Annotated in this window: 19 protein-coding genes and 1 pseudogene; 12 read left to right on the top strand and 8 right to left on the bottom strand. The window is 69.8% G+C overall.

Features of this window, described 5'->3' with window-relative positions:
* Positions 1-29 precede the first annotated feature (29 nt).
* From V1318_RS10790 to V1318_RS10765, 6 genes are all read left to right on the top strand, one after another.
* Positions 30-722: a hypothetical protein gene (locus V1318_RS10790; RefSeq protein WP_332939665.1), complete on the top strand. Its 693-nt coding sequence runs from the start codon at positions 30-32 to the stop codon at positions 720-722.
* 33 nt (positions 723-755) lie between these two features.
* Entirely contained in the window at positions 756-1,160 is a 405-nt protein-coding gene (locus V1318_RS10785) for a DUF1761 domain-containing protein (RefSeq protein WP_332939664.1), read from the top strand.
* Between the two features lie 10 nt (positions 1,161-1,170).
* Positions 1,171-1,800, top strand: a complete 630-nt coding sequence (locus V1318_RS10780; RefSeq protein WP_332939663.1) for a 2-hydroxychromene-2-carboxylate isomerase — start codon at positions 1,171-1,173, stop codon at positions 1,798-1,800.
* Between the two features lie 108 nt (positions 1,801-1,908).
* Entirely contained in the window at positions 1,909-2,856 is a 948-nt protein-coding gene (locus V1318_RS10775) for a DegV family protein (RefSeq protein WP_332939662.1), read from the top strand.
* A 263-nt stretch (positions 2,857-3,119) separates the two neighbouring features.
* Positions 3,120-6,578: an amidohydrolase family protein gene (locus tag V1318_RS10770; protein WP_332939661.1), complete on the top strand. Its 3,459-nt coding sequence runs from the start codon at positions 3,120-3,122 to the stop codon at positions 6,576-6,578.
* Between the two features lie 343 nt (positions 6,579-6,921).
* Complete coding sequence (locus tag V1318_RS10765; RefSeq protein WP_332939843.1) at positions 6,922-7,266, top strand: hypothetical protein; 345 nt, start codon at positions 6,922-6,924, stop codon at positions 7,264-7,266.
* Between the two features lie 256 nt (positions 7,267-7,522).
* Here V1318_RS10765 and fghA read toward each other — a convergent pair whose 3' ends face one another.
* The 4 genes from fghA to ppc form a co-directional block, all read right to left on the bottom strand.
* Positions 7,523-8,353: an S-formylglutathione hydrolase gene (fghA, locus tag V1318_RS10760; RefSeq protein ID WP_332939660.1), complete on the bottom strand. Its 831-nt coding sequence runs from the start codon at positions 8,351-8,353 to the stop codon at positions 7,523-7,525.
* A 1-nt stretch (position 8,354) separates the two neighbouring features.
* The gene (locus tag V1318_RS10755) at positions 8,355-9,464 is read right to left on the bottom strand and encodes an S-(hydroxymethyl)glutathione dehydrogenase/class III alcohol dehydrogenase (protein WP_332939842.1); all 1,110 of its coding nucleotides are present in this window, start codon (positions 9,462-9,464) and stop codon (positions 8,355-8,357) included.
* A 106-nt stretch (positions 9,465-9,570) separates the two neighbouring features.
* Positions 9,571-9,846: a formaldehyde-responsive transcriptional repressor FrmR gene (gene frmR, locus V1318_RS10750; RefSeq protein ID WP_332939659.1), complete on the bottom strand. Its 276-nt coding sequence runs from the start codon at positions 9,844-9,846 to the stop codon at positions 9,571-9,573.
* A gap of 126 nt (positions 9,847-9,972) precedes the next feature.
* Positions 9,973-12,711 (bottom strand): phosphoenolpyruvate carboxylase, encoded by a 2,739-nt coding sequence (gene ppc, locus V1318_RS10745; RefSeq protein ID WP_332939658.1) that lies wholly within the window; start codon positions 12,709-12,711, stop codon positions 9,973-9,975.
* Positions 12,712-12,887: 176 nt separating this feature from the next.
* Between ppc and V1318_RS10740 the strand changes: the two genes are divergently transcribed.
* Positions 12,888-13,658: a tetratricopeptide repeat protein gene (locus V1318_RS10740; protein ID WP_332939657.1), complete on the top strand. Its 771-nt coding sequence runs from the start codon at positions 12,888-12,890 to the stop codon at positions 13,656-13,658.
* Complete coding sequence (locus V1318_RS10735) at positions 13,658-14,257, top strand: hypothetical protein (protein ID WP_332939655.1); 600 nt, start codon at positions 13,658-13,660, stop codon at positions 14,255-14,257. Before V1318_RS10740 ends, V1318_RS10735 begins: the two co-directional genes overlap by 1 nt.
* 105 nt (positions 14,258-14,362) lie before the next feature.
* Here V1318_RS10735 and V1318_RS10730 read toward each other — a convergent pair whose 3' ends face one another.
* The gene (locus V1318_RS10730) at positions 14,363-15,700 is read right to left on the bottom strand and encodes a glutamate--cysteine ligase (protein WP_332939841.1); all 1,338 of its coding nucleotides are present in this window, start codon (positions 15,698-15,700) and stop codon (positions 14,363-14,365) included.
* A 268-nt stretch (positions 15,701-15,968) separates the two neighbouring features.
* On the opposite strand from V1318_RS10730, the gene V1318_RS10725 reads away from it, so the two are divergent.
* The 4 genes and pseudogenes from V1318_RS10725 to V1318_RS10710 all read left to right on the top strand — a co-directional run bounded on the left by V1318_RS10725 (position 15,969) and on the right by V1318_RS10710 (position 19,865).
* Positions 15,969-17,504 (top strand): peptide ABC transporter substrate-binding protein, encoded by a 1,536-nt coding sequence (locus V1318_RS10725; protein ID WP_332939653.1) that lies wholly within the window; start codon positions 15,969-15,971, stop codon positions 17,502-17,504.
* The gene (locus V1318_RS10720) at positions 17,501-18,418 is read left to right on the top strand and encodes an ABC transporter permease subunit (protein WP_332939652.1); all 918 of its coding nucleotides are present in this window, start codon (positions 17,501-17,503) and stop codon (positions 18,416-18,418) included. The genes V1318_RS10725 and V1318_RS10720 overlap by 4 nt, the downstream gene beginning before the upstream one ends.
* A pseudogene (locus V1318_RS10715) lies at positions 18,393-18,638 on the top strand (DUF2007 domain-containing protein); the annotation flags it as partial. The gene V1318_RS10720 and the pseudogene V1318_RS10715, both read left to right, overlap by 26 nt.
* Positions 18,639-18,833: 195 nt before the next feature.
* Positions 18,834-19,865, top strand: coding sequence for a LacI family DNA-binding transcriptional regulator (locus V1318_RS10710; RefSeq protein WP_332939840.1), 1,032 nt, complete (start codon positions 18,834-18,836; stop codon positions 19,863-19,865).
* A 17-nt stretch (positions 19,866-19,882) separates the two neighbouring features.
* Here V1318_RS10710 and V1318_RS10705 read toward each other — a convergent pair whose 3' ends face one another.
* The 3 genes from V1318_RS10705 to V1318_RS10695 all read right to left on the bottom strand — a co-directional run bounded on the left by V1318_RS10705 (position 19,883) and on the right by V1318_RS10695 (position 25,899).
* On the bottom strand, positions 19,883-21,574 hold the full coding sequence (locus tag V1318_RS10705) for an alpha-amylase family glycosyl hydrolase (RefSeq protein ID WP_332939651.1): 1,692 nt from the start codon (positions 21,572-21,574) through the stop codon (positions 19,883-19,885).
* On the bottom strand, positions 21,571-23,046 hold the full coding sequence (locus tag V1318_RS10700) for an MFS transporter (protein WP_332939650.1): 1,476 nt from the start codon (positions 23,044-23,046) through the stop codon (positions 21,571-21,573). The genes V1318_RS10705 and V1318_RS10700 overlap by 4 nt, the downstream gene beginning before the upstream one ends.
* 87 nt (positions 23,047-23,133) lie before the next feature.
* Entirely contained in the window at positions 23,134-25,899 is a 2,766-nt protein-coding gene (locus V1318_RS10695; protein WP_332939649.1) for a TonB-dependent receptor, read from the bottom strand.
* Positions 25,900-26,279 lie beyond the last annotated feature (380 nt).

The following is a 26,279-nucleotide window of genomic DNA, read 5'->3' as shown; positions in this document are numbered from 1 at the left end:
CCGGACCGCGGGACGCCCCGATGCCATCGTTGTCATTGACGCCTCTGATCCTGGCCGCCGCCGTCGCGCTGCAGCCGCCCGGGCAGTTCCACGGCGACGAGCCGGTCGCGCGCGACGGCGAACCCTGGCTGGCGCTGCGCGCCTCCGGGGACGCGGCCTCGCTGACCCCGACCCGGATCAGGGTGCAGGCGGTCGAAGACCCGATCATGGACGAGCCCGGCCAGGCGACCGGCCGGCGCGTGTCCTCCGCGCTGGAGCCGGACCCGGACGCCGAGGGCGCGCAGGTGGTGACCTACCTGCGCGGCAAGGGGTTGGCCGCAGGCGTGGTGACGCCGGCACGTATCCAGGAAGACGGCGCGAGCGGACTGCCGGACTACCGTTTCGAACACGCCGGCCAGGCCTATCGCATCGGCACGAAATGCGGGCCCCAGCCGGAGCAGCAGGCGCTGGCCTGCGCGGTGCTGCTGATCGCGCCCGATGGCGCCGAGCAGGTGCTGATGCGCGCGCCGGGCCAGCGCGAGGAAGGCCGCGTCATGCTCGGCGACGACGCCTCGCCCAAGCTGCTGTTCGCCGGCGACCTCGACCGCGACGGCCGGCCCGACCTGATCTTCGACGTCACCGACCACTACAACGTATCGCGGCCGACGCTGTTTCTGTCGTCGCGCGCCAGGGACGGCGAGCTGCTGCACGCGGCATCCACCTACGAATCCGTCGGCTGCTGAAAGCCGCCCGTCCCTGTTCCGGAGTTGCCAGGCATGACCCTTCCGACCATCGACTTCAACTGGCTGGCGGTGATCGCCGCGGCCGCGTCCGCGTTCCTGCTCGGCGGGATCTGGTACGGGCCCTTGTTCAAGAAGGTCTGGTGCCGCGAGGCCGGGGTGGACCCGGATTCGGCGCCACGGCATCCGGCGCGGATCTTCGCGATCGCCTTCGTCTGCAGCCTGCTGTCGGCGCTGATCTTCACCGTGCTGCTGCCCACCGGCGCCGGCGCCGCGGACGGCTTCGGGGTGGGCTTCGTGGTCGGCCTGTTCTTCGTGGCGATGAGCTTCGGCATCAACTACGCCTTCGCCCAGCGCAGCCTCAAGCTGTGGATGATCGACAGCGGCTACCACATCCTCCAGTTCATCCTGTACGGGGTGATCCTGGGCGCCTGGCGCTGAGGGCCGCGACATGACCGCCATCGACTGGTACTTCGATTTCATTTCGCCGTTCTCCTACCTGGCCTGGCAGAAGGTGAAGGCGCTGCCGCCGGCCACCGCCGCGCTGCGGCCGGTGCCGATCGTGTTCGGCGCGGTGTTGGTCGCCTGCGGCCAGAAGGGCCCGGCCGAGATCCCGGGCAAGCGCGAGTTCACCTACCGCCACGTGCTGTGGCAGTCGCGCCAGGAGGGCGTGGCGCTGCGCTTCCCGCCCGCGCATCCGTTCAATCCGCTGCCCGCGCTGCGCCTGTGCGTGGCCGCCGGCAGCACCCCCGAGGCGGTCGACGCGGTGTTCGACTGGATCTGGGGCCAGGGCCGCGCCGGCGACAGCGTGCAGGCCCTGGCGCCGCTGGCGGCCGCGCTGGGCGTGGCCGAGGACGCCATCGGCAGCGAAGCCACCAAGACCGCGCTGCGCGCCAACACCGACGCGGCGATCGCCGCCGGCGTCTATGGCGTCCCCACCCTGGCCTTCGACGGCAACATGTTCTGGGGCAACGACGCCCACGACTTCGCCCTGGCCGCGCTGCGCGACCCGGCGGTGCTCGCCGACCCCGAAATGCAGCGCGTAGGCACGCTGCCTGTGGCGGTACAGCGCCAAGCCTGAACGACCCCGTCCCAGGCGTTCAGGGGCGTAGACACGCCCTTGTCGCATGCCGGGTATGCTGCCGGTCACAATTCGAAACGTCTTGGCGCCAACACCCGGGGGGGGACTATGCGCATCGGACTCGTCGTCGATTCGGCTTGCGATCTGCCGTTGGAGTACCTGCAGCAGCACGATATCCATCTGCTGCCGGTCACCGTGCGGATCGGGGAGGCGGTGCTGACCGACCACCGCAACCCCGAAGCCACCCTGCACTTCCTGCAGACCCACCTGGCCGAACGCGGCTTCGAGGCCGAGACCACGCCGTTCACGGTGCAGCAGGTGCGCGATCTGTTCGTGAGCCAGCTGGCGATCGACTACGACTACGTGTTCTGCATGACGATCACGAAGACGCGCAGCCCGATCTACGACAACGCCAACCAGGCCAGCTTCGCCATCCTCAACGACTACAAGCCGGTGCGCACGGCCGCCGGCAACAACACGCCGTTCGCGCTGCGGGTGATCGATTCGCAAAACCTGTTCGCCGCGCAGGGCATCCTGCCGGTCGAGGCGGTGCGCTTGCGCGACGCCGGCGAGGGCGCGCCCAAGATCCGCGCGCGCCTGGAGAACCTGGCCCTGCACACCCAGGGCTATCTGATCCCGCGCGACCTGAACTACATCCGCGCGCGCACCCGGGTCCGCGGCGATCGCAGCGTGAGCCTGCTCAGCGCCACCCTGGGCACGATGCTGGACATCAAGCCGGTGCTGCATTGCAACCGCGGCGAGACCGGGCCGGTGGCCAAGATCAAGGGCTTCGAAGCCGCGACGCAGAAGCTGTTCGACCACTGCGGCAAGCGCGTGCGCGACGGGCTGATGACGCCGACGATGTGCCTGAGCTATGGCGGCGAGCTCGAAGAGATGCGCAGCCTGCCCGGCTACCAGCGCCTGCGCGATACCTGCCGCGATCACAACGTCGAGTTGTTCGAGGCGGTGATGAGCCTGACCAGCATGGTCAACATCGGCAAGGGCGGCGTGGCCGCCGGCTTCGCGGCCGAGGGCGGTAGCAAGTTCGAGGATTGAGGCGCGGCGCGTCCGAGTTTTCGACGCGCGTCCGCGCGAAAAGCAAATCCCCCCTAGCCCCCTTTTTCAAAGGGGGGAGCGGTATGCCGTCCGATTCGTAACGACGCGGCCTTCGAACCTTTGCTTTGCACTCCCCCTTTGGAAAAGGAGGAGTGAGGGGGATTTGCTTTTGCGGCCCGCAACACCCCACACACGACTTTCGACCCGGGGCCGGCGCGGCCGCGCGAGTTAGGCTCGGACCTCGTCCACCCGAACCCGACCCGATGCCCAGCCACCGCCTGCTCGTCCTTGCGCTCGCCAGCGCCCTCGCCGCCACCCCGGCGCTCGCCCAGAACCCGCCGGCGCCGCAGCCGGCACCGCAACCCGCGCCGCAGGACAAGGACAAGGCCGACAAGCCGCGCGACCAGCTCGAACAGGACGCGCTGGATCCGGCCGGCAACGACCCGGCGCACGCCCCGGCCCAGACCGCCAAGGGCGCCAGCAAGCCCGGCGAAGCCAAGGACGACAAGAAGTGGGACGTCTCGGCCGCGCACGGCCCGACCAAGAGCGTGCGCTTCGAGACCGACGAAGGCACCTGGATGGACGTGGACGTCTCGCCCGACGGGCGCGAGCTCGCGTTCTCCCTGCTCGGCGACCTCTACCGCCTGCCGATCGGCGGCGGCGCCGCCCAACGCGTGACCAGCGGCCCGGCCTGGGACGTGCAGCCGCGCTGGTCGCCCGATGGGCGCGAGCTGGCCTTCACCTCCGACCGCGGCGGCGGCAACAACCTGTGGCGCGTCCGTAGCGACGGCAGCCAGCCGGTGCAGGTGAGCAAGGAAGACTTCCGCCTGCTCAACAACCCGGCCTGGACCCCGGACGGCCGTTTCCTGATCGGACGCAAGCACTTCACCGGCGAGCGCTCGATGGGCGCCGGCGAGCTGTGGCTGTACCACGCCTCCGGCGGCGGCGGCCTGCAGCTGACCAAGCAGAAGAACGACCAGCAGGACCTGGGCGAACCCGCGGTCTCGCCCGACGGCCGCTACGTCTATTACTCCGAGGACGTCAGCGACGGCCCCAGCTTCCAGTACAACAAGAACGTCCACGACACGATCTACGCGATCAAACGCCTGGACCGCCAGACCGGCAAGAGCGAAACCCTGATTTCCACCGCCGGCGGCGCGGTGCGGCCGCAGCCCTCGCCCGACGGCAAGTCGCTGGCGTTCGTCAAACGCGTGCGCGACAAGTCGGTGCTGCACGTGATGGACCTGGCCAGCGGCCAGGTGCGCCCGGTCTGGGACGGCCTGTCGCACGATCAGCAGGAGGCCTGGGCGATCTTCGGCCCCTACGCCAACTTCGACTGGACGCCGGACTCGCGCGCGGTGGTGATCTGGGGCCAGGGCAAACTGTGGCGCGTGGACATGGCCAGCGGCAAGGCCGCCAACGTGCCCTTCACCGCCCAGGTCGAGCAGACCGTGACCGCGCCGCTGCGCTTCGAGCAGACCCTGGACGAGGGCCGCTTCGCGCCCAAGATGATCCGCGACGTCGCCACCAGCGCCGACGGCAAGACCCTGATCTTCCACGCCGTCGGCCACCTCTGGCGCAAGCGCTTGCCCGACGGCGCGCCCGAGCGCCTGAGCCGCGACGACAGCCACTACGAATACCAGCCCAGCTTCAGCGCCGACGGCCGCAAGCTGCTGTACACGACTTGGTCCGATCAGGACCTGACCGCGATCTACGTGGCCGACGCCAACGGCGGCGGCGCGCGCAAGATCAGCCGCGAGCCGGGCTTCTACTACGGCCCGCGCTTCTCGCCCGACGGCCGCCGCATCGTCTACGCCAAGAGCGGCGGCGGCGGCCTCACCGGCAGCCTGTGGTCGCGCGACCAGGGCATCTACGTGATGCCCGCCGACGGCGGCGCGGCGGTGCGCGTGGCCGAGAGCGGCGAGTCCCCGCAGTTCAACGCCGACGGCACGCGCGTGTACTACCTCAGCGGCGGCGGCCTGAAGAAGAAGCTGATGTCGGTGGGCCTGCACGGCGAGGACGCGCGCGAGGTCTACAGCCTGAAGTACGTCGACTCGGTCAGCATCAGCCCGGACGGCAACTGGATCGCCTTCACCGAACTGTTCAACGCCTACGTCGCGCCGCTGGTGGCCACCGGCACCGCGATCGAGCTGTCCAAGGACAGCAAGGCCATGCCGGTGACCCAGGTCAGCGCCGACGTCGGCAGCTATCTGCATTGGAGCGCGGATTCCAAGTCGCTGCACTGGATGGTCGGCGACCGCTACTACTCGCGCGACCTGCGCCAGAGCTTCGCCTTCCTGCCCGGCGCGCCCAAGGACCTGCCCAAGCCGAGCAACGACGGCGGCATCGCGGTCGGCCTGAGCGTGGCCGTGGACGCGCCCAAGGACACGGTCGCCTTCACCCACGCCCGCATCGTCACCATGCGCGACGCGGAGAAAACCCAGGAAGTGATCGAGGACGGCACCCTGGTGGTGCGCGGCGACACCATCGTCGCGGTCGGCCCTTCGGCCTCGGTGAACATCCCCGCCGGCGCGCGCAGCATCGACGCCAGCGGCAAGACCATCGTGCCGGGTTACGTCGACGTGCACGCGCACGCGGCGCACTTCGGCCAGGGCGTGGTGCCGCAGCAGAACTGGGCCTACTACACCAACCTCGCCTTCGGCGTGACCACCATGCACGACCCCTCGGCCACCACCGAGTTCGTGTTCTCCGAAGCCGAACTGGTCAAGAGCGGGCGCATGGTCGGCCCGCGCGTGTTCTCCACCGGCACCATCCTGTACGGCGCCGACGGCGACTTCAAAGCCGTGGTCAATTCGCTGGAGGACGCGCGCAGCCACCTGCGCCGGATGAAGGCCAACGGCGCGTTCTCGGTCAAGAGCTACAACCAGCCGCGCCGCGAGCAGCGCCAGCAGATCGACCAGGCCGCGCGCGAGCTGGGCATGCTGGTGGTCGAGGAAGGCGGTTCGACTTTCCACCACAACATGACCATGGTGCTGGACGGTGTGACCAGCGTCGAACACAACCTGCCGGTGGCGCCGCTGTACAAGGACGTGATCGAACTGTGGCGTCAGACCGACGTGCGCAACACGCCGACCCTGGTGGTGAGTTACGGCGGCACCTCGGGCGAATACTGGTGGTACGCGCGCGACAACGTCTGGGAAGACAAGAAGCTCAACCGCTTCTTCCCGCGCGAGACCCTGGACGCGCGCTCGATCCGGCGCGAGATCGCGCCGGACTGGGATTACTGGCATATCGAGGTCGCCAAGTCGGCCAAGAAGATGCGCGACGCCGGCATCAAGATCCAGATCGGCGGCCACGGCCAGCTGCAGGGCCTGTCGCCGAACTGGGAGATCTGGTCGCTGACCCAGGGCGGTTTCAGCAACTTCGAGGCGCTGCGCGCGGCCACCATCGACGGCGCCGACCTGCTCGGCCTGTCCAAGCAGTTGGGCTCGCTGGAGACCGGCAAGCAGGCCGACCTGGTGGTGCTCAACGACAATCCGCTGCAGAACATCCGCGCCACCGCCGACACCCGCTACGTGATGGTCGACGGCCGCCTGTTCGACGTCGACGCCGACATGGCCGAGATCGGCAACCGCGCGGAGAAGGCGCCGAACTTCTATTGGCAGCGCCACCGCGACGGCCAGACCTTCGGCGTGGAGTTCGGCCCCACCGCGGTCTGCCATTGCCCGAAGGGGCACGGCGCGCACGTGCATCTGGACTGAAGGCTCGCCTGGTGCGGCGGCACGGCGCCCGGCGCGCCGATCCGCCGCGCCGGCAACCGCCGTTCGGCGGGGCTCGGCATCGTCCGGGTCCACCGGGTCGACCAGCGTATCCAAAGCCCTGCTGCGGGACTGCAGCAGGGCGACCCTGGGCGTATTCGCTGATCGACCGCCTGCGCAATAAATACGCAACGGCGAAGCGGCCCTAACGGCGCGCGGGCGCAGGAGCGGCCACCCGCGATCAAGCTGACCGGCGTCGCAACGCCTCGCAATCGACGCATGGCGTTCACAAACCACGCATGTTCGCCGGCCTAGGCTAGGCCCAGTTCCCGCAAGAGACGCCATGATGGCCACCCGTTACTACCTCAGCCTTCCCGACGCCGAACGCGCACGCGGCAGCGAACCCTCGTTGTCGTTCTCCGCGGTCAGCGCCGAAGGCTTCGCCGAGCAATTGCAGGATGCGCTGCGGAACGATCGCCTGTTCGAACGCTGGCGCGCCATGCAGCCCGAGCCGGACGAAATCGACCCCGCGCTGGGCGCCGTCGACCCCGGCGCCACCGTCGACGGGCAGCAGGACGACCTGCACATCGACCTGGTGTTGACCTCGACCATTCCGGGCACGGTGCTCAAGCACCGCATGCGGCTGCTGGCCGGCACCGGTTGGGAGTTGCGGGACGTGACCGCGGCTTGAGGGGGTGGTTGCTTGGGAGTAGAAGCAAGTCCCCCCTAGCCCCCCTTTTTCAAAGGGGGGAACAGGGGCGGCGTTCTTCGTAGGGGCGGCGCTACTCCGTCCGCGCGCTACTCCGTCCGCGCGCAACTCCATCCGCGCGCAATCGCTCAGCACGCTCCGCCTGCCTTTTGTCTTCCCCCTTTGAAAAAGGGGGACCGAGGGGGATTTGCTCTTCCGCAGCGCCACCTACCGACGCAGGCTCCGCGCCACCGCGCGCTTACCCGCGCAACGCCGCCGCGTGGTGCTCGATGTGCTCGCCGATGAAGCTGGCGATGAAGTAGTAGCTGTGGTCGTAGCCCGGCCGCATCCGCAGCTGCAGCGGATGCCCGGCCGCCGCGCAGGCCGCGCGCAGCCGTTCCGGCTGCAACTGGCTTTGCAGGAACTCGTCGGCCTCGCCCTGATCGATCAGCAGCGGCAGGCGTTCGCGCGCCTGCGCGACCAACTGCGTGGCGTCCCACTCGCGCCAGGCCTCGCGGTCGTCGCCCAGGTAGGCGGAGAACGCCTTCTCGCCCCAGGGCACCTGCGCGGGCGCGACGATCGGCGAGAACGCCGAGACGCTGCGGTAGCGGCCCGGGTTTCTGAGCGCGATGGTGAGCGCGCCGTGCCCGCCCATGGAATGGCCGCTGATGGCGCGCGCGCTGGTGGTCGGGAAATGCGCGTCGACCAGGGCCGGCAGCTCGTCGACCACGTAGTCGTACATGCGGTAGTGCGCGGCCCAGGGCTCGCGCGTGGCGTTGAGGTAGAAGCCCGCGCCCTGGCCCAGGTCGTAGCCCTCGGCATCGGCCACGCCGGCGCCGCGCGGGCTGGTGTCGGGCGCGACCAGGATCAGCCCGTGCTCGGCGGCGTAGCGCTGCGCGCCGGCCTTGGTGATGAAGTTCTGCTCGCTGCAGGTCAGGCCGGACAGCCAGTACAGCACCGGGCAGGCCTGCTGCTGCGCCTGCGGCGGCAGGTAGACGGCATAACGCATCGCGCAGCCGAGCACGCTGGAATCGTGCTGCCAGACTTCCTGGCGGCCGCCGTGGCAGGCATGGGTTTCGCTGCGCTGCATGTCAGTAGTGGATCACGGTGCGGATCGACTTGCCTTCGTGCATCAGGTCGAAGGCCTCGTTGATGCGTTCCAGCGGCAGGGTGTGGGTGATGAAGGGATCCAGATCGATCTCGCCCTTCATCGCCTGCTCGACCATGCCCGGCAACTGCGTGCGCCCCTTGACGCCGCCGAAGGCCGAGCCGCGCCAGACCCGGCCGGTGACCAGTTGGAACGGGCGCGTGCTGACCTCCTGGCCGGCGCCGGCCACGCCGATGATCACCGACTCGCCCCAGCCCTTGTGGCAGCACTCCAGCGCCGAGCGCATGACGTGGACGTTGCCGATGCATTCGAAGCTGTAGTCGACGCCGCCGTCGGTCATCTCCACCAGCACGTCCTGAATCGGACGCTCGTACTCTTTCGGATTCACGCAGTCGGTCGCGCCCATCCGGCGCGCGAGCTCGAACTTGCCCGGGTTGGTGTCGATGCCGATGATGCGGCCGGCCTTGGCCTGCACCGCGCCCTGGATCACCGCCAGGCCGATGCCGCCCAGGCCGAACACCGCGACGCTGTCGCCGGGCTGGACCTTGGCGGTGTTGTGGACCGCGCCGATGCCGGTGGTGACGCCGCAGCCGAGCAGGCAGACCTTCTCCAGCGCGGCGTCCGGGTTGACCACCGCCAGCGAGATCTCCGGCACCACGGTGTACTCGCTGAAGGTGCTGCAGCCCATGTAGTGATGGATGGGCTGGCCTTGGTAGCTGAAGCGCGAGCTGCCGTCGGGCATCAGGCCCTTGCCCTGGGTGGCGCGCACGGCCTGGCAGAGGTTGGTCTTGCCCGACAGGCAGAATTTGCACTGCCGGCATTCGGCCGTGTACAGCGGGATCACGTGATCGCCGGGCTTGACGCTGGTCACGCCCTCGCCGACTTCGACCACCACTCCGCCGCCCTCATGGCCGAGCACGGCCGGGAACAGGCCTTCGGGATCGTCGCCGCTGAGGGTGAAGGCGTCGGTGTGGCAGACGCCGGTGGCGACGATGCGCACCAGCACCTCACCCTTGCGCGGCGGCTCGACGTCGATCTCGACGACCTGCAAGGGCTGTCCGGCGGCGAAGGCGACGGCGGCGCGGCTTTTGATGACCCGGCTCATGGGGATGACACTCCTGCGTTGACGTTCCGCGAGGCGGAAGGAAAGACGGACTGCGACCGGATGCCGGGACGCAGCGTGTAAGCGTGCGACGAATTCATTTCAGGTAGGAACGCACCAGCGCGGCAACCTCGTCGATGCTGGCGCTGCGGGTGCGCTGCGAGGACACGGCCTGGCCGAGTTCCTCGCGGATGTGGCTTTCCAGCACTTCCGACATCAGGCCGTTGATCGCGCCGCGGATCGCGGCGATCTGCTGCAGCACCGCCGCGCATTCGCTGCCCTGCTCCAGCGCGCGCTCCAGCGCCTCGGTCTGGCCCTTGATGCGGCGCACGCGGGTGAGGACGCGCTTTTTCTCGGCGGGGGAATGCGGCATGGCGGCGGCCTCTAAGGCGCCCGGCGGGCGAGCCTAGGATACTGGGGGATAGTATCAGATCGGGCGCGCGCGAACGCCCATGGCGACGGCCGCGGGCCGCCGCCGGGAGACGCAGGGACGGAAGGATCAGCCGGTGTTCTGCACGCCGGCGGCGATGCCGTTCACGGTCGCCACCAGCGCCTGCTGCAGGGCGTCGTCGGGGCGCCCGGCGGCGCGCCAGCGCGCCAGCAAATCGACCTGGAGCAGGCTGATCGGATCGACATAGGGATTGCGCAGGCGGATCGACTGGCGCAGACGGTGGTCGCCCACCAGCAGCTCGCGACTGCCCTTGATCGCCAGCACCGCCTCGCGCGTGCGCTGGAACTCGGCGGCGATGCCGGGATGGAAACGCGCGTGCAGATCGCCTTCCGGCAAGCCCGCGGCCAGCAGCGAGTAGCGCTCGAAGATGGCCGGATCGGATTTGGCCAGGACCATTTCCAGATCGTCGATCAGGCTGGTGAAGAACGGCCAGTCGCGCGCCATCTCGGCCAGGGTGTCGCGGCCGTGTTCGGCCAGGGCGCGTTCCAGCGCGCCGCCGACGCCGTACCAGGCGGTCAGGCCGGCACGGTTCTGCGACCAGGCGAACACCCAGGGAATCGCGCGCAACGAACCGATGTCGCCGCTGCCGGCGCGCTTGGCCGGACGCGAACCGATGCGCAGGCGCTCGATCACGTCGATCGGGGTGGCGGCGCGGAAGTAGGCCGGGAACAGCGCGTCTTCGTGGACCAGGGCGCGGTAGCGCGCGCGCGCTTCGGCCGCCAGTTCGGACGCGATCGCGCGCCAGCCCGCCTCGCGCGGCTCGGGCGGCCGCGGGCGCAGGGTCGCGCGCAGCACTGCGCCGGTGGTCTGTTCCAGATTGCGCAGGGCGATCGCGCGGATGCCGTACTTGCGGTGGATCACCTCGCCCTGCTCGGTCAGGCGCAAGAAGCCGTCGACCGAACCGCGCGGCGCGGCGATCACCGCGCGCTCGGTCTTGCCGCCGCCGCGGCTGATCGAGCCGCCGCGGCCGTGGAAGAACGCGATGCGCACGCCGCTGTCGTGGGCCAGCGCGGTCAGCGCGACCTGGGTCTGCTGCAGCGCCCAGCGCGAGGCCAGCATGCCGCCGTCCTTGGCGCTGTCGGAATAGCCCAGCATCACCACCTGGCGGCCGCCGCGCGCATCCAGATGAGCGCGGTAGACCGGGTCGGCGAACAGCGCGCGCAGGGTATCGGCGGCGGCGTCGAGGTCGTCGACGGTTTCGAACAGCGGCGCCACGTCCAGCGGCACGCGCCCGGCGGCGTCGACGCAGCCGGCGGTGCGCGCCAGCGCGAGCACGGCCAGGGCATCGGCGGCGCTGCGGCTCATGCTGACGATGTAGGGCCCGAACGCGCGCTCGCCGTAGCGCGGGCGCAGGCGCGCGACCGCGCGGAACACGTCCAGGCTGGCGCGCGCGGCGCCGTTGCCGTCGCTGCGCGGCGGCGCGCTGCCGTCGAGCAGGGCGTGCAGGCGGCGCGCGCGCTCGGCCGGGGCGCGTCCTTCCCAGTCGGCGTCTCCGAGCACGGCGGCCAGCGCGGCATCGTGGGTGGCCGAGTCCTGGCGCAGGTCCAGGCTGGCCAGATGGAAGCCGAAGCACTCCGCGCGCCGACGCAGGCGCCGCACCGCGAAACCGCCGGCGTGCCCGCCCTGATTGGCGTTGAGGCTGTCCTCGATGGCGACGATGTCGGCCAGGAACGCGGCCACGTCGGGATAGCCGTGCACGCTCTCGTCGACGGTGGCCTGCAGACGCGCCGACATCAGGCTGAGCAGGTTGCGGTAGGGCATGTCGGCATGGCGCGGCTTGAGCGCGGCGGCCGCCTTGGGCAACAGATAGCGGTAGTCCTCGACCCGCGCCAGTACCGCCTCGTCGATGCCCACGCGCGTGTCCGACTGGCTCAGCAGTTCGCCCAGCGAGTCCAGGTCGCGGCGGTAAGCGCGCAGCACCAGCGCGCGCTGCCCGGCCAGGGTCGCGGCGATGGTGTCGGCGCCGACGTTGGGATTGCCGTCCATGTCGCCGCCGACCCAGGTGCCGAAGCCGAGCACGTCCGGCAGCGCCGGGGTGTCGCCATAGGCTTCGCGCAGCGCTTCCTCGAACATTTCGTAGAACACCGGCAGCACCCGGTAGAGCACGTCGGACAGATAGAAGCCGACGTGCTCGAACTCGTCGGCGACGCTGGGCTTGGCCGCGGGCGCTTCGGCGGTCTGCCAGCTCGCGGTCAGGGCCAGGCGGATGCGCTCGCGGTCGGCGCGGCGTTCCGGCGGAGTGCGGCCGCGGTCGATGTCGGCGACCAGGCAGCCGACGATCTGGCGTTCCTTCTCCAGCAGCGCGCGTCGCACGGCCTCGGTGGGGTGGGCGGTGAACACCGGCTCGATGCGCAGGCGCGGCAGCAGTTCGGCCAGCTCGCCGGCACCGACGCCTTCGTGGGCCAGCGCCAGCAGCACGTCGCGCAGGCCGCCGGGTTGCGCGGCCGCGCCGCTGCGCTCGTAGTCGCGGCGGCGGCGGATGCGGTGCACGCGCTCGGCCAGGTTGACCGCCTGGAAATAGGTCGCGAAGGCGCGCACCAGGTCGGAGGCCTGCTCCAGGTCGATGTCGGCCAGCGCATCGGCGAGCGCGGCGATCGGGCGGTCGGACTCGCGGCGCCGGATCGCGGCGCGGCGCAGGCGCTCGACCGCATCGAGGAAGCCGGGGCCGCGCTGCTCGGCGAGGATTTCGCCGACCAGGGCGCCAAGGATTTTGACGTCTTCGCGCAGCAGGGCGTCGGTGGGCGCGAAATCGACCGCGCGCAAGGGTTCGTCGCTGGTATCGGTCATGACATTCATGGGTCCAAGGCTATATCAGCGACTTGTGCATTGCAGCAATCCGCTGAAGGGAAATTGGTTGCAGCAGTAACCACCACGCCAGGCACGCTTTGCGCGCCCGGCCGTGCGCTAGCCAGAACCGCGACTACATCGGACACTATCGGCCGTCGCAGGTCGGGGGAGACCGTATGCCGTTTCTGGGTTTGGGCGCGCACGTACTGGTGGCGCTGTTTTTCGCGGTGCACGCGGTGCGCAGCGGGCAGGAACGTTATTGGCTGGGCATTCTTTTCATGTTCCCGCTGCTGGGCAGCGTGATCTATGCGCTGACGATCTGGCTGCCGGAGATGCGTTACAGCCGCCACGGCCGCGCCCTGGTCGGCGGGGTCAAGCGCGCGCTGGATCCGACCCGCGAATTGCGCGAGGCCCAGGACGCGTTCGAGGACGCGCCCACCACCGACCGCCGCCTGCGCCTGGCCGATGCCCTGCTCGCCAGCGACCGGGCCTCGGAAGCGGCCACGCATTACGAGTCCGCGCTCAAGGGCATCCATGCCGACGATCCGGATATCCAGGTGCGGCTGGCGCAGGCCCTGCTGGAATGCGGCCACGCGCGGCGTGCGCGCGAAATGCTGGACGAGCTGATCAAGCGCCGCCCGGATTTCCGTTCGCCGGACGGCCATCTGACCTATGCGCGCGCGGTCGCGGCCGAGGGCGATCGCGCCAAGGCGCGCGAGGAATTCGACACCCTGGTCGGCTACAGCACCGGTTTCGACGCGCACGCCCACTACGCGCAGGCCCTGGTGGGCTGGGGCGAGAAGGAACCGGCGCGCGAGTTGTGCGAGCGCGCGCTGGCGAAGGCCAAGCGCTTGCCGGCTTACGCGCGGCAACTGAACAAGCCCGCGCTGGATCGGCTCAAGCAGTTGTCCAAGCAACTGGCGGCCGCGGAAGGGCCCCAGGGCTGATGGGGCGCGGCGCGCGCCGGCCGGGACTGGCGGCGATCGCCTGGCTGGCGGTCTGGGCGTCGGCGTGTCAGCGCGAGCCCCAGCTGATGCAGGACGGCCCGGCGCTGGCCGAGGCGCAGCGCGCGCTGAACGCCCTGCCGGAGTTCGCCGGGCGCGCGCCGCGGATCCACGGCGCCGCCCTGTTCCACGACCGCGACATCGAAGTGGCGCTGGTGGATCCCACCCAGCCCAAGGCGATGTACATCTACCGTTACGAGCAAGGCCGCTGGCAGCGCGGCGAGCGCATGGACCACCTCTGCCCGGACCTGAAAGCGCGCGGCCTGTCGGCCAGCGACCTGCCGCTGGCGCAACTGCGCTTCGAAACCGCGGCCGTGGTCCACGCCAACTGGTACCAAAGCGCGCGCGGTGTGCCGGGCGCGTTGCCGAATCCGGAGCGTGACCGCCTGGTCGGCATCTGGTTCCACACCGGCCGTCCGGGCGCCAGGAATCCATGGCCGCCGTCGTGGTCGACCATGCCGGTGCCGGGTAAGGACGATGCGTCTTACGAAATCGAGTTCAAGCTCGATGGCTCGGTAAGCCGATTCGAACGCTTGCGTTGAGCGTCGCGCAAGCGTGCGGGATGGCGATGGTGCGGTTACCACCGCAACCTACGCAGATGCGCTAGGCCGCAGGCGCATCGCCGCGCTAGCCAGCAACGATGCGTCTCAGTAAGCGAACTCGCTGAAGACCGGGTCGACGCTGCCGCCCCAGGCGCCATGGAACAGCTCGAGCTTGCGCTCGGCCGGGGTCTGGCCGCGTTCGACGAATTCCAACAGCGGATCCAGATAGATCGATTCGTCGGCGCCATTGCCGTTGAGCTTGCCGCGGCGGCGCAGGCCGTGCGCGGAAATCTCCAGCGCGCGCCGGGCCAGGTCCAGCACCTTGCCGTCGCGGAACGGCAGCTGCAGCGCCCGCTTCGGCACGCCGTCGCGCAGGGCGTGGCGTTCTTCGGGAGTGAAGTCCACGACCAGGTCCCAGGCCGCGTCCAGCGCGCTGGCGTCGTACAGCAGGCCGACCCAGAACGCCGACAGCGCGCAGATGCGGTTCCAGGGGCCGGAGTCGGCGCCGCGCATCTCCAGATACTTCTTAAGGCGCACTTCCGGAAACGCGGTGGTGGTGTGGTCGGCCCAATCCTTCAGGGTCGGGCGCTGGTCCGGGTAGGCCGGCAGCTTGGCGTCCATGTAGTCGCGGAACGACTGGCCGGCGGCATCGATGTAGCTGCCGTCGCGATAGACGAAGTACATCGGCACGTCGAGCAGGTAGTCGACGTAGCGCTCGTAGCCGAAGCCGTCCTCGAACACGAAATCGAGCAGGCCGGTGCGGTCGCGGTCGGTGTCGGTCCAGATGTGCGAGCGGTAGGACAAATAGCCGTTGGGCTTGCCCTCGGTGAACGGCGAGTCGGCGAACAGCGCGGTCGCGATCGGCTGCAAGGCCAGCGACACGCGGAACTTCTTGACCATGTCGGCTTCGTCGCGCACGTCCAGATTGACCTGCACGGTGCTGGTGCGGGTCATCATGTCCAGGCCCAGGCTGCCGACCTTGGGCATGTACTCGCGCATGATCTTGTAGCGGCCCTTGGGCATCCACGGCATTTCGTCGCGGCGCCACTTGGGCTGGAAGCCCATGCCCAGGAAGCCCAGCCCCATCGGCTCGGCGACCGCGCGCACTTCGCGCAGATGCTGGGCGGCCTCGCAGCAGGTGTCGTGCAGGGTCGCCAGCGGCGCGCCCGACAGTTCCAGCTGGCCGGCCGGCTCCAGCGACACCGAGGCCTGCTCGCGGGTCAGCGCGATCACCCGGCCGTGCTCTTCCACCGGCGCCCAGCCGAACTGGGTCAGGCCCTTGAGCAGGGCTTCGATGCCGCGCTCGCCGTCGAAGGTGGGCGGGCGCAGGTCGTCGGTGCGGTAGCCGAATTTCTCGTGTTCGGTGCCGATCTTCCAATCGTCGTCGGGACGCACGCCGGAGGCGAGGTATTCGATCAGCGCGGTGCGACCGCCGCTGGCCATCGGCGGAATCGGGACATCCTTGACCTGGCTGGGACCGGACACGCGCACCTCGTTCGTCGACACCCCGCTGCAAGGCGGGATGCCTTGCTCGCGCGCCGCCCTCGCGACGCGCGGAGGCCGGCGGCGCCTTGCGACGCCCCGGCCGTACCGTTTCCGGGGATATGCGGCCACTGACCTACAATCACCAGACCCCGGCAGTGTAGCCCTCGCCTTGCGCCGAACAACGTCCGTCCTGCAACGCTATGGTTCGGCCCTGCTACTGGCGCTGATGCCGCTGACCGTGCCTGCCCAGACCCTGGAGCGCGGCAACGGCCCCGAACCCAGCACGCTGGATGCGCACCGCTGCCAGGAAGTCGCCTGCGGCAACGTGCTGCGCGATCTCTACGAAGGCCTGGTCACCGAGGACGCGCACGGCCGCCTGGTGCCGGGCATGGCGCAACGCTGGTCGGTCTCGGCCGACGGCCGTACCTGGACCTTCGTGCTGCGCCCCGGCCTGCGCTGGAGCAACGGTGAGGTCCTGGACGCGCCGCAGATCGTGGCCGGTTTCCGGCGCGCGTTCGAACCGGCGACCGCGGCGCCGTTCGGCGAACTGTTCGACGCGCTGGAGAACGCGCAGGCGGTGCAGGCCGGCAAACGTCCGCCCAGCGCGCTGGGCGTGTCGGCGCCGGACGCGCGCACGGTGGTGTTCCGCCTGCAGCGCAGCGCCTCGCTGCCGGCGCTGCTGACCCTGCCGATCGCGTTTCCGGTCTATCTGCCCGCGGTCGAACGCTACGGCGCCCAGCACACCCGGCCCGGCCGGCTGGTGTCGAACGGCGCCTACACGCTGGCCGCGTGGACGCCGCAGGCCAACCTGCTGGTCGCGCGCAATCCGCGCTTCCACGACGCGGCGCGCGTGGCGATTGCGCAGGTGCGCTTCCATGTCACCGAGGACGCGGCCGCCGAACTGCAGCGCTTCGCGGCCGGCGATCTGGACATCACCGAGGTGGTGCCGCCGCAACCGCTGACCGCGTTGCGCGCGCGTTTCGGCGACCGCCTGCGCCTGTCGCCCTATCTGGGCGCGTTCTGGCTGGGCATGAATCTGACCCGCCCGCCGCTGCGCGACGCGCCGCAGTTGCGCCGGGCCCTGGCGCTGGCGATCGACCGCGACAAACTCACCCGCCACGTCACCGGCCTGGGCGAGACCCCGGCCTACGGCATCGTCCCGCCGGGCATCGCCGGCTACGCGCCGGCCTCGGCGCCCTGGGCCGCACTCAGCCAGGCCCAGCGCGAGGCCCAGGCGCGCGCGCTGTATCGCGCCGCCGGTTATTCGGACGCGCAGCCGCTGGTGATCGAGCTGCGCTACAACACCTCCACTCCGCATCGCCGGATGGCACTGGCGGTGGCCGCGATGTGGCGCCAGACCCTGGGCGTGCAGGTGCGCCTGCGCAACGAGGAGTGGAAGGTGTTCGTGCAGAACCGGCGCCAGCGCGCGATCACCCAGGTGTTCCGCGGCGGCTGGATCGGCGACGTGCCGGACGCGCGCAACTTCCTGGCCGCGTTCGCCAGCGACGGCCCCTTGAACTGGAGCGGCTACGACGATGCCGGTTTCCGCGACCGCCTCGCGCGCGCCGACGCGGCCAAGAGCGAGGCCGCGCGCAACGCCTGGCTGCACGCGGCCGAGACCCGGCTGTTGAACGCCGATGCGGTGATACCGCTGTACTACTACACCTCCAAGCATCTGGTCGGCGAGCGCGTGCGCGGCTACCAGCCCAATGCTTTGGACCGCCACGCCAGCCGCTGGTTGAGCCTGGAGCCGGCGCCATGAAGCGCTGGGCCGCACGCCTGTTCGAAGCCGTGCTCACGCTGTGGCTGCTGGCCACGCTGTGCTTCGTGCTGCTGCGCGCCGCGCCCGGCGGCCCCTTCGACACCGAGAAGGCCGCGCCGCCGGAAGTGCAGGCCGCCCTCGCCGCGCAGTACCGCCTGGACCGGCCGCTGCCCGCGCAGTACGCGGCCTGGCTGGGCGATGTGGTGCGCGGCGACCTCGGGCCCTCGTTCCAATACCCCGACTACCGCGTGACCCAATTGATCGCCAGCGCGCTGCCGGTGTCGATGCTCAACGGCGGGCTGGCGCTGTTGCTGGCCCTGCTGCTCGGCATACCGCTGGGCGCCTGGGCCGCGTTGCGCGCCGGGCGCTGGACCGACCGGCTGTTGATGTTCGCGGCCGGGCTGGGCCTGGCGATTCCCAAGTTCGTGGCCGCGCCGCTGCTGGTGCTGCTGTTCGCGGTCGGCCTGCATTGGTTGCCGGCCGGCGGCTGGGGCGGCTGGAACCACGTGGTGCTGCCGGTGATCGCGCTGGCGCTGCCCAACATCGCCTACTGCGCGCGCCTGACCCGCGCCTCGCTGCTGGAGACCTTGTCGGCCGACTACCTCAAGGCCGCGCGCGCGCGCGGCCTGTCCGAAACCCGCCTGCTGCTGTCGCACGCGATGAAGCCGGCCCTACTGCCGGTCGCGGCCTGGCTGTCGCCGGCCTTGATCAATGTGGTGACCGGCTCGGCCGTGGTCGAACAGGTGTTCGGCATCCCCGGCATGGGCCGCTACTTCGTGCAGGGCGCGCTCAACCGCGACTACACCCTGGTGCTGGGCGTGGTGCTGGTGGTGGGCGCCCTGATCGTCGCCATCAACGCCCTGGTCGACGCCTTGCGCGCGGCCATGGATCCGCGCTTGGCGGAAACGAACTGAGCCTCGCCGCAAACTCACGCCCCAACCCGCGATCCTCGTATCGCCTGAAGGATCCAACACGAGGATCGTCTACCGCGCCGCGCATTCCACCGCCGCGCACCTGGTAGCTCAGGTGCTGGAGCAGGAGGACATGGCCGCCTTCGTCAACGGCGGCTTGCTGGAAGGCGGCGCCGGCGAGTTGCCGATGGGCGGTCTGGCGACGGTGTCGGTGGCCGACGAGCGCGCCGCGCGCCGCTACGACGCGCGCGCAGAGACCGTCGCCAGCTCGCCGATCGCGCCCTGGGCCGATGCGGCCGAGCCTCAGGCGACCTTCGCGCGGCTGCGCCGCCTGAACGGTCGCGCGTGCGGCGATGCGGCATGCGCCGCGCCCGCGCGCTCACTACACTGCGGGCTCTCTTCCGTGTCGGTACCGCGCATGCGCACCCGCCGATCCAAGGCCACATCGCTGGATATCGCGCACCGCGCCGGGGTGTCGCAGGCCACGGTCTCGCGCGTGCTCAGCGGCAGTCCGCTGGTCAACGCCGAGACCCGCAAGCGCGTCGAGGCGCTGGTGCGCGAGCTCAACTACAAGGTCGACCGCCACGCCTCCAGCCTGCGCACGCAGCGCTCGGGCACCCTGGCGCTGCTGCTGTTCGAGGACCCGACCCCGGACGAGTCGCACATCAATCCCTTCTTCCTGTCCATGTTGGGCTCGATCACGCGCGCCTGCGCGCGCGAGGGCCAGGACCTGCTGATCTCGTTCCAGCAGCTCTCCGACGACTGGCACGCCGACTACGAGGACAGCATGAAGGCCGACGGCCTGATCCTGCTGGGCTACGGCGACTACCTGGCCTACGAGGGCAAGCTGGAGAAGCTGGTCGCGCAGGGCACGCGCTTCGTGCGCTGGGGCGCGGTGCTGCCGGACCAGCCGGGCGTATCGATCGGCTGCGACAACTTCAGCGGCGGGCGCCTGGCCGGCGAGCACCTGGTCGGCCTGGGCCATCGCCGCATCGCCTTCCTCGGCGGCGCCTCCAGCCACTGCCCGGAGTTCTTCGACCGCTTCCGCGGCTGCGATGCCGCGCTGCGCGAAGTCGGCGGCGCGATGGAAGCGATCCTGCAGGTGGATGCGGAGAGCTTCGAGGAGGACGGCTACGCCGCCGCGCGCGAGCTGATGGCGCGCGGCGGCCGCTTCGACGCGGTGTTCGCGGCCAGCGACCTGATCGCGATCGGCGCGCTGCGCGCCTTCGCCGAGGCCGGCCTGCGCGTGCCCGAAGACCTGGCCGTGGTCGGTTTCGACGACATCCCGATGGCGCGTTTCGCCAGCCCGCCGCTGACCACGGTGTTCCAGGACACCAAGCGCGCCGGCGAACTGCTGGTCGAAACCCTGCTGCGCCAGATCCTGGGCGAGGCCACCGAAAGCATCACCCTGCCGGCTACGCTGGCGGTGCGGCGCTCCAGCGGGGCCTGAGCGCTCCGGATCGCCGTTCAGCGCACCAGCTTGCGCCGCATCAAGGCGTCCAAGGCGCGGCGCAGATCCCAGCGCGCAGGCGCCGCGTCCAGCACGAACACCTTGACGTCGTGGGCCGGCACCGTCGCCGCTAGCGCGCCCTTGCGAGCGACCTCGACGCTGTCGCCGCCCAGCGCATCGCGCCACAGGCCGGGCTGCAGATAACGGCGCACCTCGAAGCGCGCCGGCGTCGCGCCCTTGTTGAGCAGCACCAATGCGATCTGGGCCGTGCCGGCGTGCCGGTAGACGCGGTAGAAGGCCGCGCGATCGCCCTGGAATTCCAGGTCCAGCTGCAGGCCGCGCTGCAAGGCCGGCGTGGCCGCGCGCAGGCGCGCGATGCGCTTGAGGCGTTCGTAGATCGGCTGCCCCGGCGCGGCGTCGATGCGCGGCTGGCCGTAGTAGTTGCGGTTGCCGGCATGTTCGGCGCGGCCACGCATGAAGCCGGTCTCGGAGCCGTAGTAGAGCACCGGGATGCCGCGCGCGGTGAACAGCCAGTTGTGCGCGTCGATGAAACCCTCGTCGCTCGCGTCCAGGCGCGGCATGTCGTGGTTGTCGTAGAAGGTCATCAACTCGTAGGGGTTCGCGTACGGCCCGCGGCGCAGGTACAGCCGTTCCTGCAACCTCTGGTAGCCCGCGTTCTGGCGGCCGAAGACCTCGGCCATGCCCTGCTTGAGCGGAAAGTCGAGCACGCTCACGCCGCCGTTCTCGGGCCAGGTGAACGGCGCGATCTTGCGCGCCTGGTAGTCGAAGGCTTCGCCGAACATGAAGAAGCCCGGCCGCTTGGCGCGGATGCGGTCGGCGAAGGCCTTCCAGAACGCATGCGGCATATGGCGGATGGTGTCGATGCGGAAGGCGTCGGCGCCCTGGTCGATCCATTGCGTGTACGCGCTGACGAAGTAGTCCAGCACCTCGGGGTTGCGCTCGTCGAGGTTGGACAGCTGCACCAGGTCGGGCTGGGCGTGGAAATAGCGGTGCAGCGGTTGGCGGGCGGGATCGAGCTGGGCCGGCGCCAGGTTCTGGTGATCGGCGACCAGCACGCCGTCGCGGTAGAGCTCGCCGAACTTGGGCTGATCGACCGGCATCGTGAACGAGGGCGAGCCGTGGTTGGCGACGATATCCAGCACGGTCTTGAGGCCGTGCGCGCGCAAGCCCCGGGCGAGCCCGGCGAAATCCAGATCGCGGCTGGGCAGGTGCTCGTCCAGGCGATAGAAGTCCACGCCCCAGTAGCCGTGGTAGCCGGTCTTGCCGCGATCCTGGAAAGCGCCGCCCCAGGTGACCGCATCGCCGCCGGTGAAGGCCTGGTCCGGGTTGTCGACGATGGGCGTGAGCCAGACCGCGCCGAAGCCGAGGTCGCGGATGTAGCCGGCGTTGGCCAGCAGGCCTTTGAAGTCGCCGCCGAGGTAGCCGATGTTGTCGCTCTCGCCGGCCGGCGCGCCGGGCACGGGCCGGTCGAAACTGCGCGTGGCCGGGTCCGGCCCGCCCTGTTCGCGCTGGTCGTTGCCGGGATCGCCGTTGACGTAACGGTCGGTCAGCACGAAGTAGACGGCGTCGCTGGCGAAGGGCTCCAGGGTGCCGTAGTAGTCACCTTGCGTGTCTTCGGCGGCGGCCGTGCCCGCGAGCAGCGTCAGCAGCGCGGCGGCCAGGGCTCGCGGCAGGAACCGGGCTTTCATGGCGTGGCCGCCGCCGGCTCGCGCACCCGCAATACGCACAGGCCCGACACGATCAGGCTCGCGCCGCCGATCGCCAGCGCATACAGGGGCTGCCCGCCGAACCAGGTCTTGAGCAGGAAGCCCAGCAGGCTGGCCGCGACCAGCTGCGGAATCACGATGAAGAAATTGAAGATGCCCATGAACACGCCCATCTTCTCCGCCGGCACGCTGTCCGACAGCAGGGCGTAGGGCAGCGACAGGATCGAAGCCCAGGCGAAGCCGACGCCGACCATCGACAGCAGCAGCCAGTGCGGGTCGCGGATCAGCAGGAACGACAGCAGGCCGAGGCCGCCGAGGCCGACGTTGATCAGATGGCTCAGGCGCAGGCCGAGGCGACGCACCATCCACGGGATCGCGATCGCCGCGAGCGCGGCGAAGCCGTTGTAGGCCGCGAACAGCACGCCGACCCAGTTGGCGCCTTCGTTGTAGGCGGCCGAGGCCGGATCGCTGCTGCCGTAATGGACCTGGGTGACCGCGGCGGTGGTGTAGATCCACATCGCGAACAGGGCGAACCAGGAGAAGAATTGCACCACCGCCAGCTTGCGCATCTCCGCCGGCATGTCGTGCAGGTCGCCGATGATGTGGGCGAAGGCGCGATCGCGCCGCACCCAGCCCACCGCCACCAGGGCCAGGCCATAGGCGGCGAGCAGGCCGGCGAGGATGTACAGCTGCGGATCGAGGCCGAACCGCCGCACCGCCAGCGCGCCGGCGATGCCCGCGACCAGCCAACCCAGGCCGTTGCGGCGCGCGCGCGCGAGGTCGAGCGCGCGCTGCGGCGGGCGCGGCGCGGTGTCGTGCGCGCGCAGCGTCTCCGGCGGATATTCGCGCGTGCGCAACACGGTCCAGCCCACCGACAGCAGCAGCACGGCGCCGCCGAAATAGAAGGCGTAGCGCACCGTGTCGGGCACGCCGCCGGGCGCGGCGGTGTTGCCGACGCCGAAATGGGCGAGCGCATAAGGCAGGGCGCTGGCGATCACCGAACCCACGCCGATGAAGAAGCTCTGCATCGCGTAGCCGCCGGCGCGCTGCGAGGTCGGCAGCTGGTCGCCGACGAAGGCGCGGAACGGCTCCATCGAGATGTTGATCGACGCGTCCAGCACCCATAGCAGGCCGGCCGCGATCCACAGCGCCGGCGAGTTGGGCATGGCGAACAGCGCCAGCGTGGCCAGCACCGCGCCGATCAGGAAATAGGGGCGGCGCCGGCCCAGGCGGGTCCAGGTGCGGTCGGACAGGTAGCCGACGATGGGCTGCACGATCAGGCCGGTCAGCGGCGCGGCGATCCACAGCACCGGGATCGCCTCCATGCTGGCGCCCAGGGTCTGGAAGATGCGGCTGACGTTGGCGTTCTGCAGGGCGAATCCGAACTGGATGCCGAGGAAGCCGAAGCACATGTTCCAGATCTGCCAGAACGACAGCGTCGGTTTGGTCGTCATCGGATCGGCCCGTCGTGGCTCATGCGCCGCCACCGTAACCGCCCCGCCCGCATCGCGGGAAGGGCGGCCGGTCCGCGGCGGCGTCGGTCAGAACTTCGAGGCGAAGCGCAGACCGAACATGCGCGGGGTGTTGAGGTAACGGATGTTGACCGAGTTGTTGATGAAGCCCTTGCCCGAGTAGGCCTCGTCGGTGAGGTTGGAGACGAAGGCGTCGACGCGGAAGCGCTCGTCCTGGCCGAAGTTGAGCCCGGCCGACAGGTTGAGCGTGGTGTAGCCGTCGACCTTGTCGTTCATGGCCAGGCCGTTGGCGGCCGGCCCGGCGCCGGCCGGGTTGGAGCCGTTGTTGAAGGCCATCTGCGACAGCGGGATCTCGATCACGTTGCCGTTGGCGTCCAGGCCGAAACCGCGGCTGTTGTACGCGGTCAGGTAGTAGTCGGAGCGGTAGGCCAGGCTCAGGGTCCAGTCGAAGGAGCTGACCGGGCCCCAATCCACGCCCATGTTCTGCGACAGGTTGAGGTTGAGGTTGACCTTGGAGGTGTTGGGCAGGCGGTTGCCGTCCAACGGCACGATCAGGCTGGAACGGGTGTCGAGCACGTCCGAGTCCTTGAACTCGGTGTCCAGGTAGGTGAAGTTGTAGCCCAGGCTGAGGCCGTGCTCGAAGCCGAAGCGGCCTTCGAACTCCAGGCCCAGCACGCTGGCGTTGGCGGCGTTGTCGTTGAGCACCTGGCGGGTGACCGCGTTCGGGTTGTCCGGCGTCGGCGCCGGCACGTCGATCATGTTCTGCAGCACCTTGTCCTGGTAGTCGTAATAGAACACGGCGGCGTTGAAGCGCACCGGCATCTCGCCCCAATGGACGTCGCTCTTGTAGCCGACCTCGTAGGAGGTGAGCTGCTCGGGCTTGAACTGGATCGACAGCACACGGCCGTCGGCCAGGGTCATCGGCCGGTTGAGGCCGCCCGAACGGGTGCCGGTGGACACGGTGGCGTACAGCATCCGGTTGTCGGCCAGGTCGTACTCGGCGCCGACGCGCCAGTCCAGGTAATCGTCCTCGTAGGTGCTGACGTTGGTCGCGCCGGGGCCGTAGTCCGAACGCATGATCACGTCGATCTGGTCACGGTAGCGATTCAGGAACTCGTCCCAGTTGTCCTGGTAGCCCAGGCTCTGGAAGCCGTTGAGGAAGTAGTCCAGGCCGTTGTTGCAGCCGGCGGTGGCGGCCGGGGTCCAGTCGTTGTTGGTGCACACCGTCGGCACCGGCATGCGCGCGCCCGGGTCGCGCAGGCGGAAGCCCGGCGACAGCAGGGTCAGGCCGGTGGTCCAGGGATTGGTGCCGGTGTTGGGCGCGGTGCCGAAGAACTGCTGGAACAACTCGTCGGGCACCACGAACTGATACTTCACGTGGCGCTCGCGCGCGGTCTTCTTGTCCTCGGTGTAGCGCAGGCCGGCGAGCAGGCGCAGATCGTCGTTGACCGAGAAGGTGAAGTCGCCGTACACGGCGTTGGAACGCACCTTGGAGCCGTCGCCGCGGTTCTCGCCGCCCAGGCCGTCCTGCCAGCCGCAGGTGGTGCCCGGCGCGAACCATTCGCAGTCGCCCCAGTAGCCGTTGCCCACGTCCCAGGACACGTAGTCGTACTCTTCCTGGTAATTGAACACGCCCGCCGACCAGATCAGGCGGCCGGTGTCGCCGAAGAAGCGCAGCTCGTTGATCGCGGTGCTGGACTTGTCGGCCTGCATGAAGGTGTCGTTCCAGCGCAGGCGTTCGGGGTTGTGGTAGGCCTCGGCCTCGCTGCCCGGATACACCGGGCCCAGCTGCCATTCGCGCGAGGCGTTGCGATTGTAGAAATCGTACTTGCGGTAGGCGGTGCTGAACTCGACCGCGAAGGCGTCGTCGAAGCGGTAGGTGAAGGTGCCGGAGATGCCCTCGATGTCGTTGCTGGTCTCGCCCTGGGTGCGGAAGTACTGGCGGAACGGGTCGTCGAGGTCGTCGATATCGATGCCGCGCGCCTGCGCGCGCTCGGTGAACATGCCCGGGTCGCCGGTGCCCTCCTCCTTGACCTTGTCCATCATGACGAAGGCGGTGAAGTTCTCGTTGGGCTCCCACAGCAGGCTCAGGCGCGCGGCCGAGTTGTCGATGGCGCCGGGGCCTTCCAGGTCGAAGGGATAGCCGTTGCTGATGTAGGAATCGCGCGATTCGTTGAACAGGGCCAGGCGCGCGGCGAAGGTGTCGCCGAAGGGGACGTTGAGCACGCCCTCGTAGGTGCGGAAGTCGTAGTTGCCGGCGCCGATCTTGAGGTTGCCGTTGAAGCCGTCCAGCTCCGGCCGCTTGGAGATCACGTTGATCGAGCCGGCGGCGGCGTTGCGGCCGCGCACCGTGCCCTGCGGGCCCTTGTGCACTTCCACCCGCTCGACGTCGAAGAACATCGGGCCGATCGAGCGCGGGCGCGGCAGATAGATGCCGTTGTAATAGGTCGCCACCGCCGGATCGGAGGAGAAGTCCGAGTCCGAGGCGCCGATGCCGCGCAGGTACATCTCGTACTTGCCTTCCTGCTTGGTGATCTGCAGGGCAGGCACCACGTTCTGCAGGTTGCGGATGTCGGCGTTGATGGCGAGCTTGTCGAGCTCGTCGCCGGTGAAGGCCTGGATCGAACCGGAGTACTTCTGGATCGACTGCTCGCGGCGGTTGCCGGTGACGGTGACCGCGTCGAGTTCGTGCGCGGCCGGTGCGGCCTCCGCGCCGGCGGGCGCGGCGGCGTCCTGTCCGGCCGCCCACGCGGTCCAGGGACTGCACAGGCCCAGCGAGGCCAGGGCGACGGTCAGCAGATTGGGCTTCAACGAAGCCGACTTCAGTTTCAACATGCCCCCTCCCAGAAGCTTGTTTCGTGTGCGGCTGCGCCGATGGCGCCGCGCCGCTTCGTTCGCCGGACGCGTCGCTCCGGCGGTGCGGCCAATCTTAGGCAGGCCGATCGCCTTGCAGCGCACCTTGCATACGTATTCATGGCCTTGCATGCGCATCGATGTCGCATTCATGCGCGTCGCTGCAATGCAGCATCGGAGTGAATACGTATGCAGGCGCGCGCAGGCGCGTCGGCGACCGGTAAGCTCGCCAGCACTCCGCGGCGACGCAGGCGCGCCGCCCGCATCCATTCGAGGTGGCTTTGAACGAATCGGCCCACACCGGCGCCGCGCGCGGCGAGACGCAAGGCGACGCCGCGGCGCGCGCGGCCGCATGGTGGCGC

Source organism: Lysobacter sp. CCNWLW3 (assembly GCF_036697405.1).
GTDB lineage: Bacteria > Pseudomonadota > Gammaproteobacteria > Xanthomonadales > Xanthomonadaceae > Lysobacter.
This window is presented reverse-complemented; position numbering and strand designations above follow the sequence as displayed.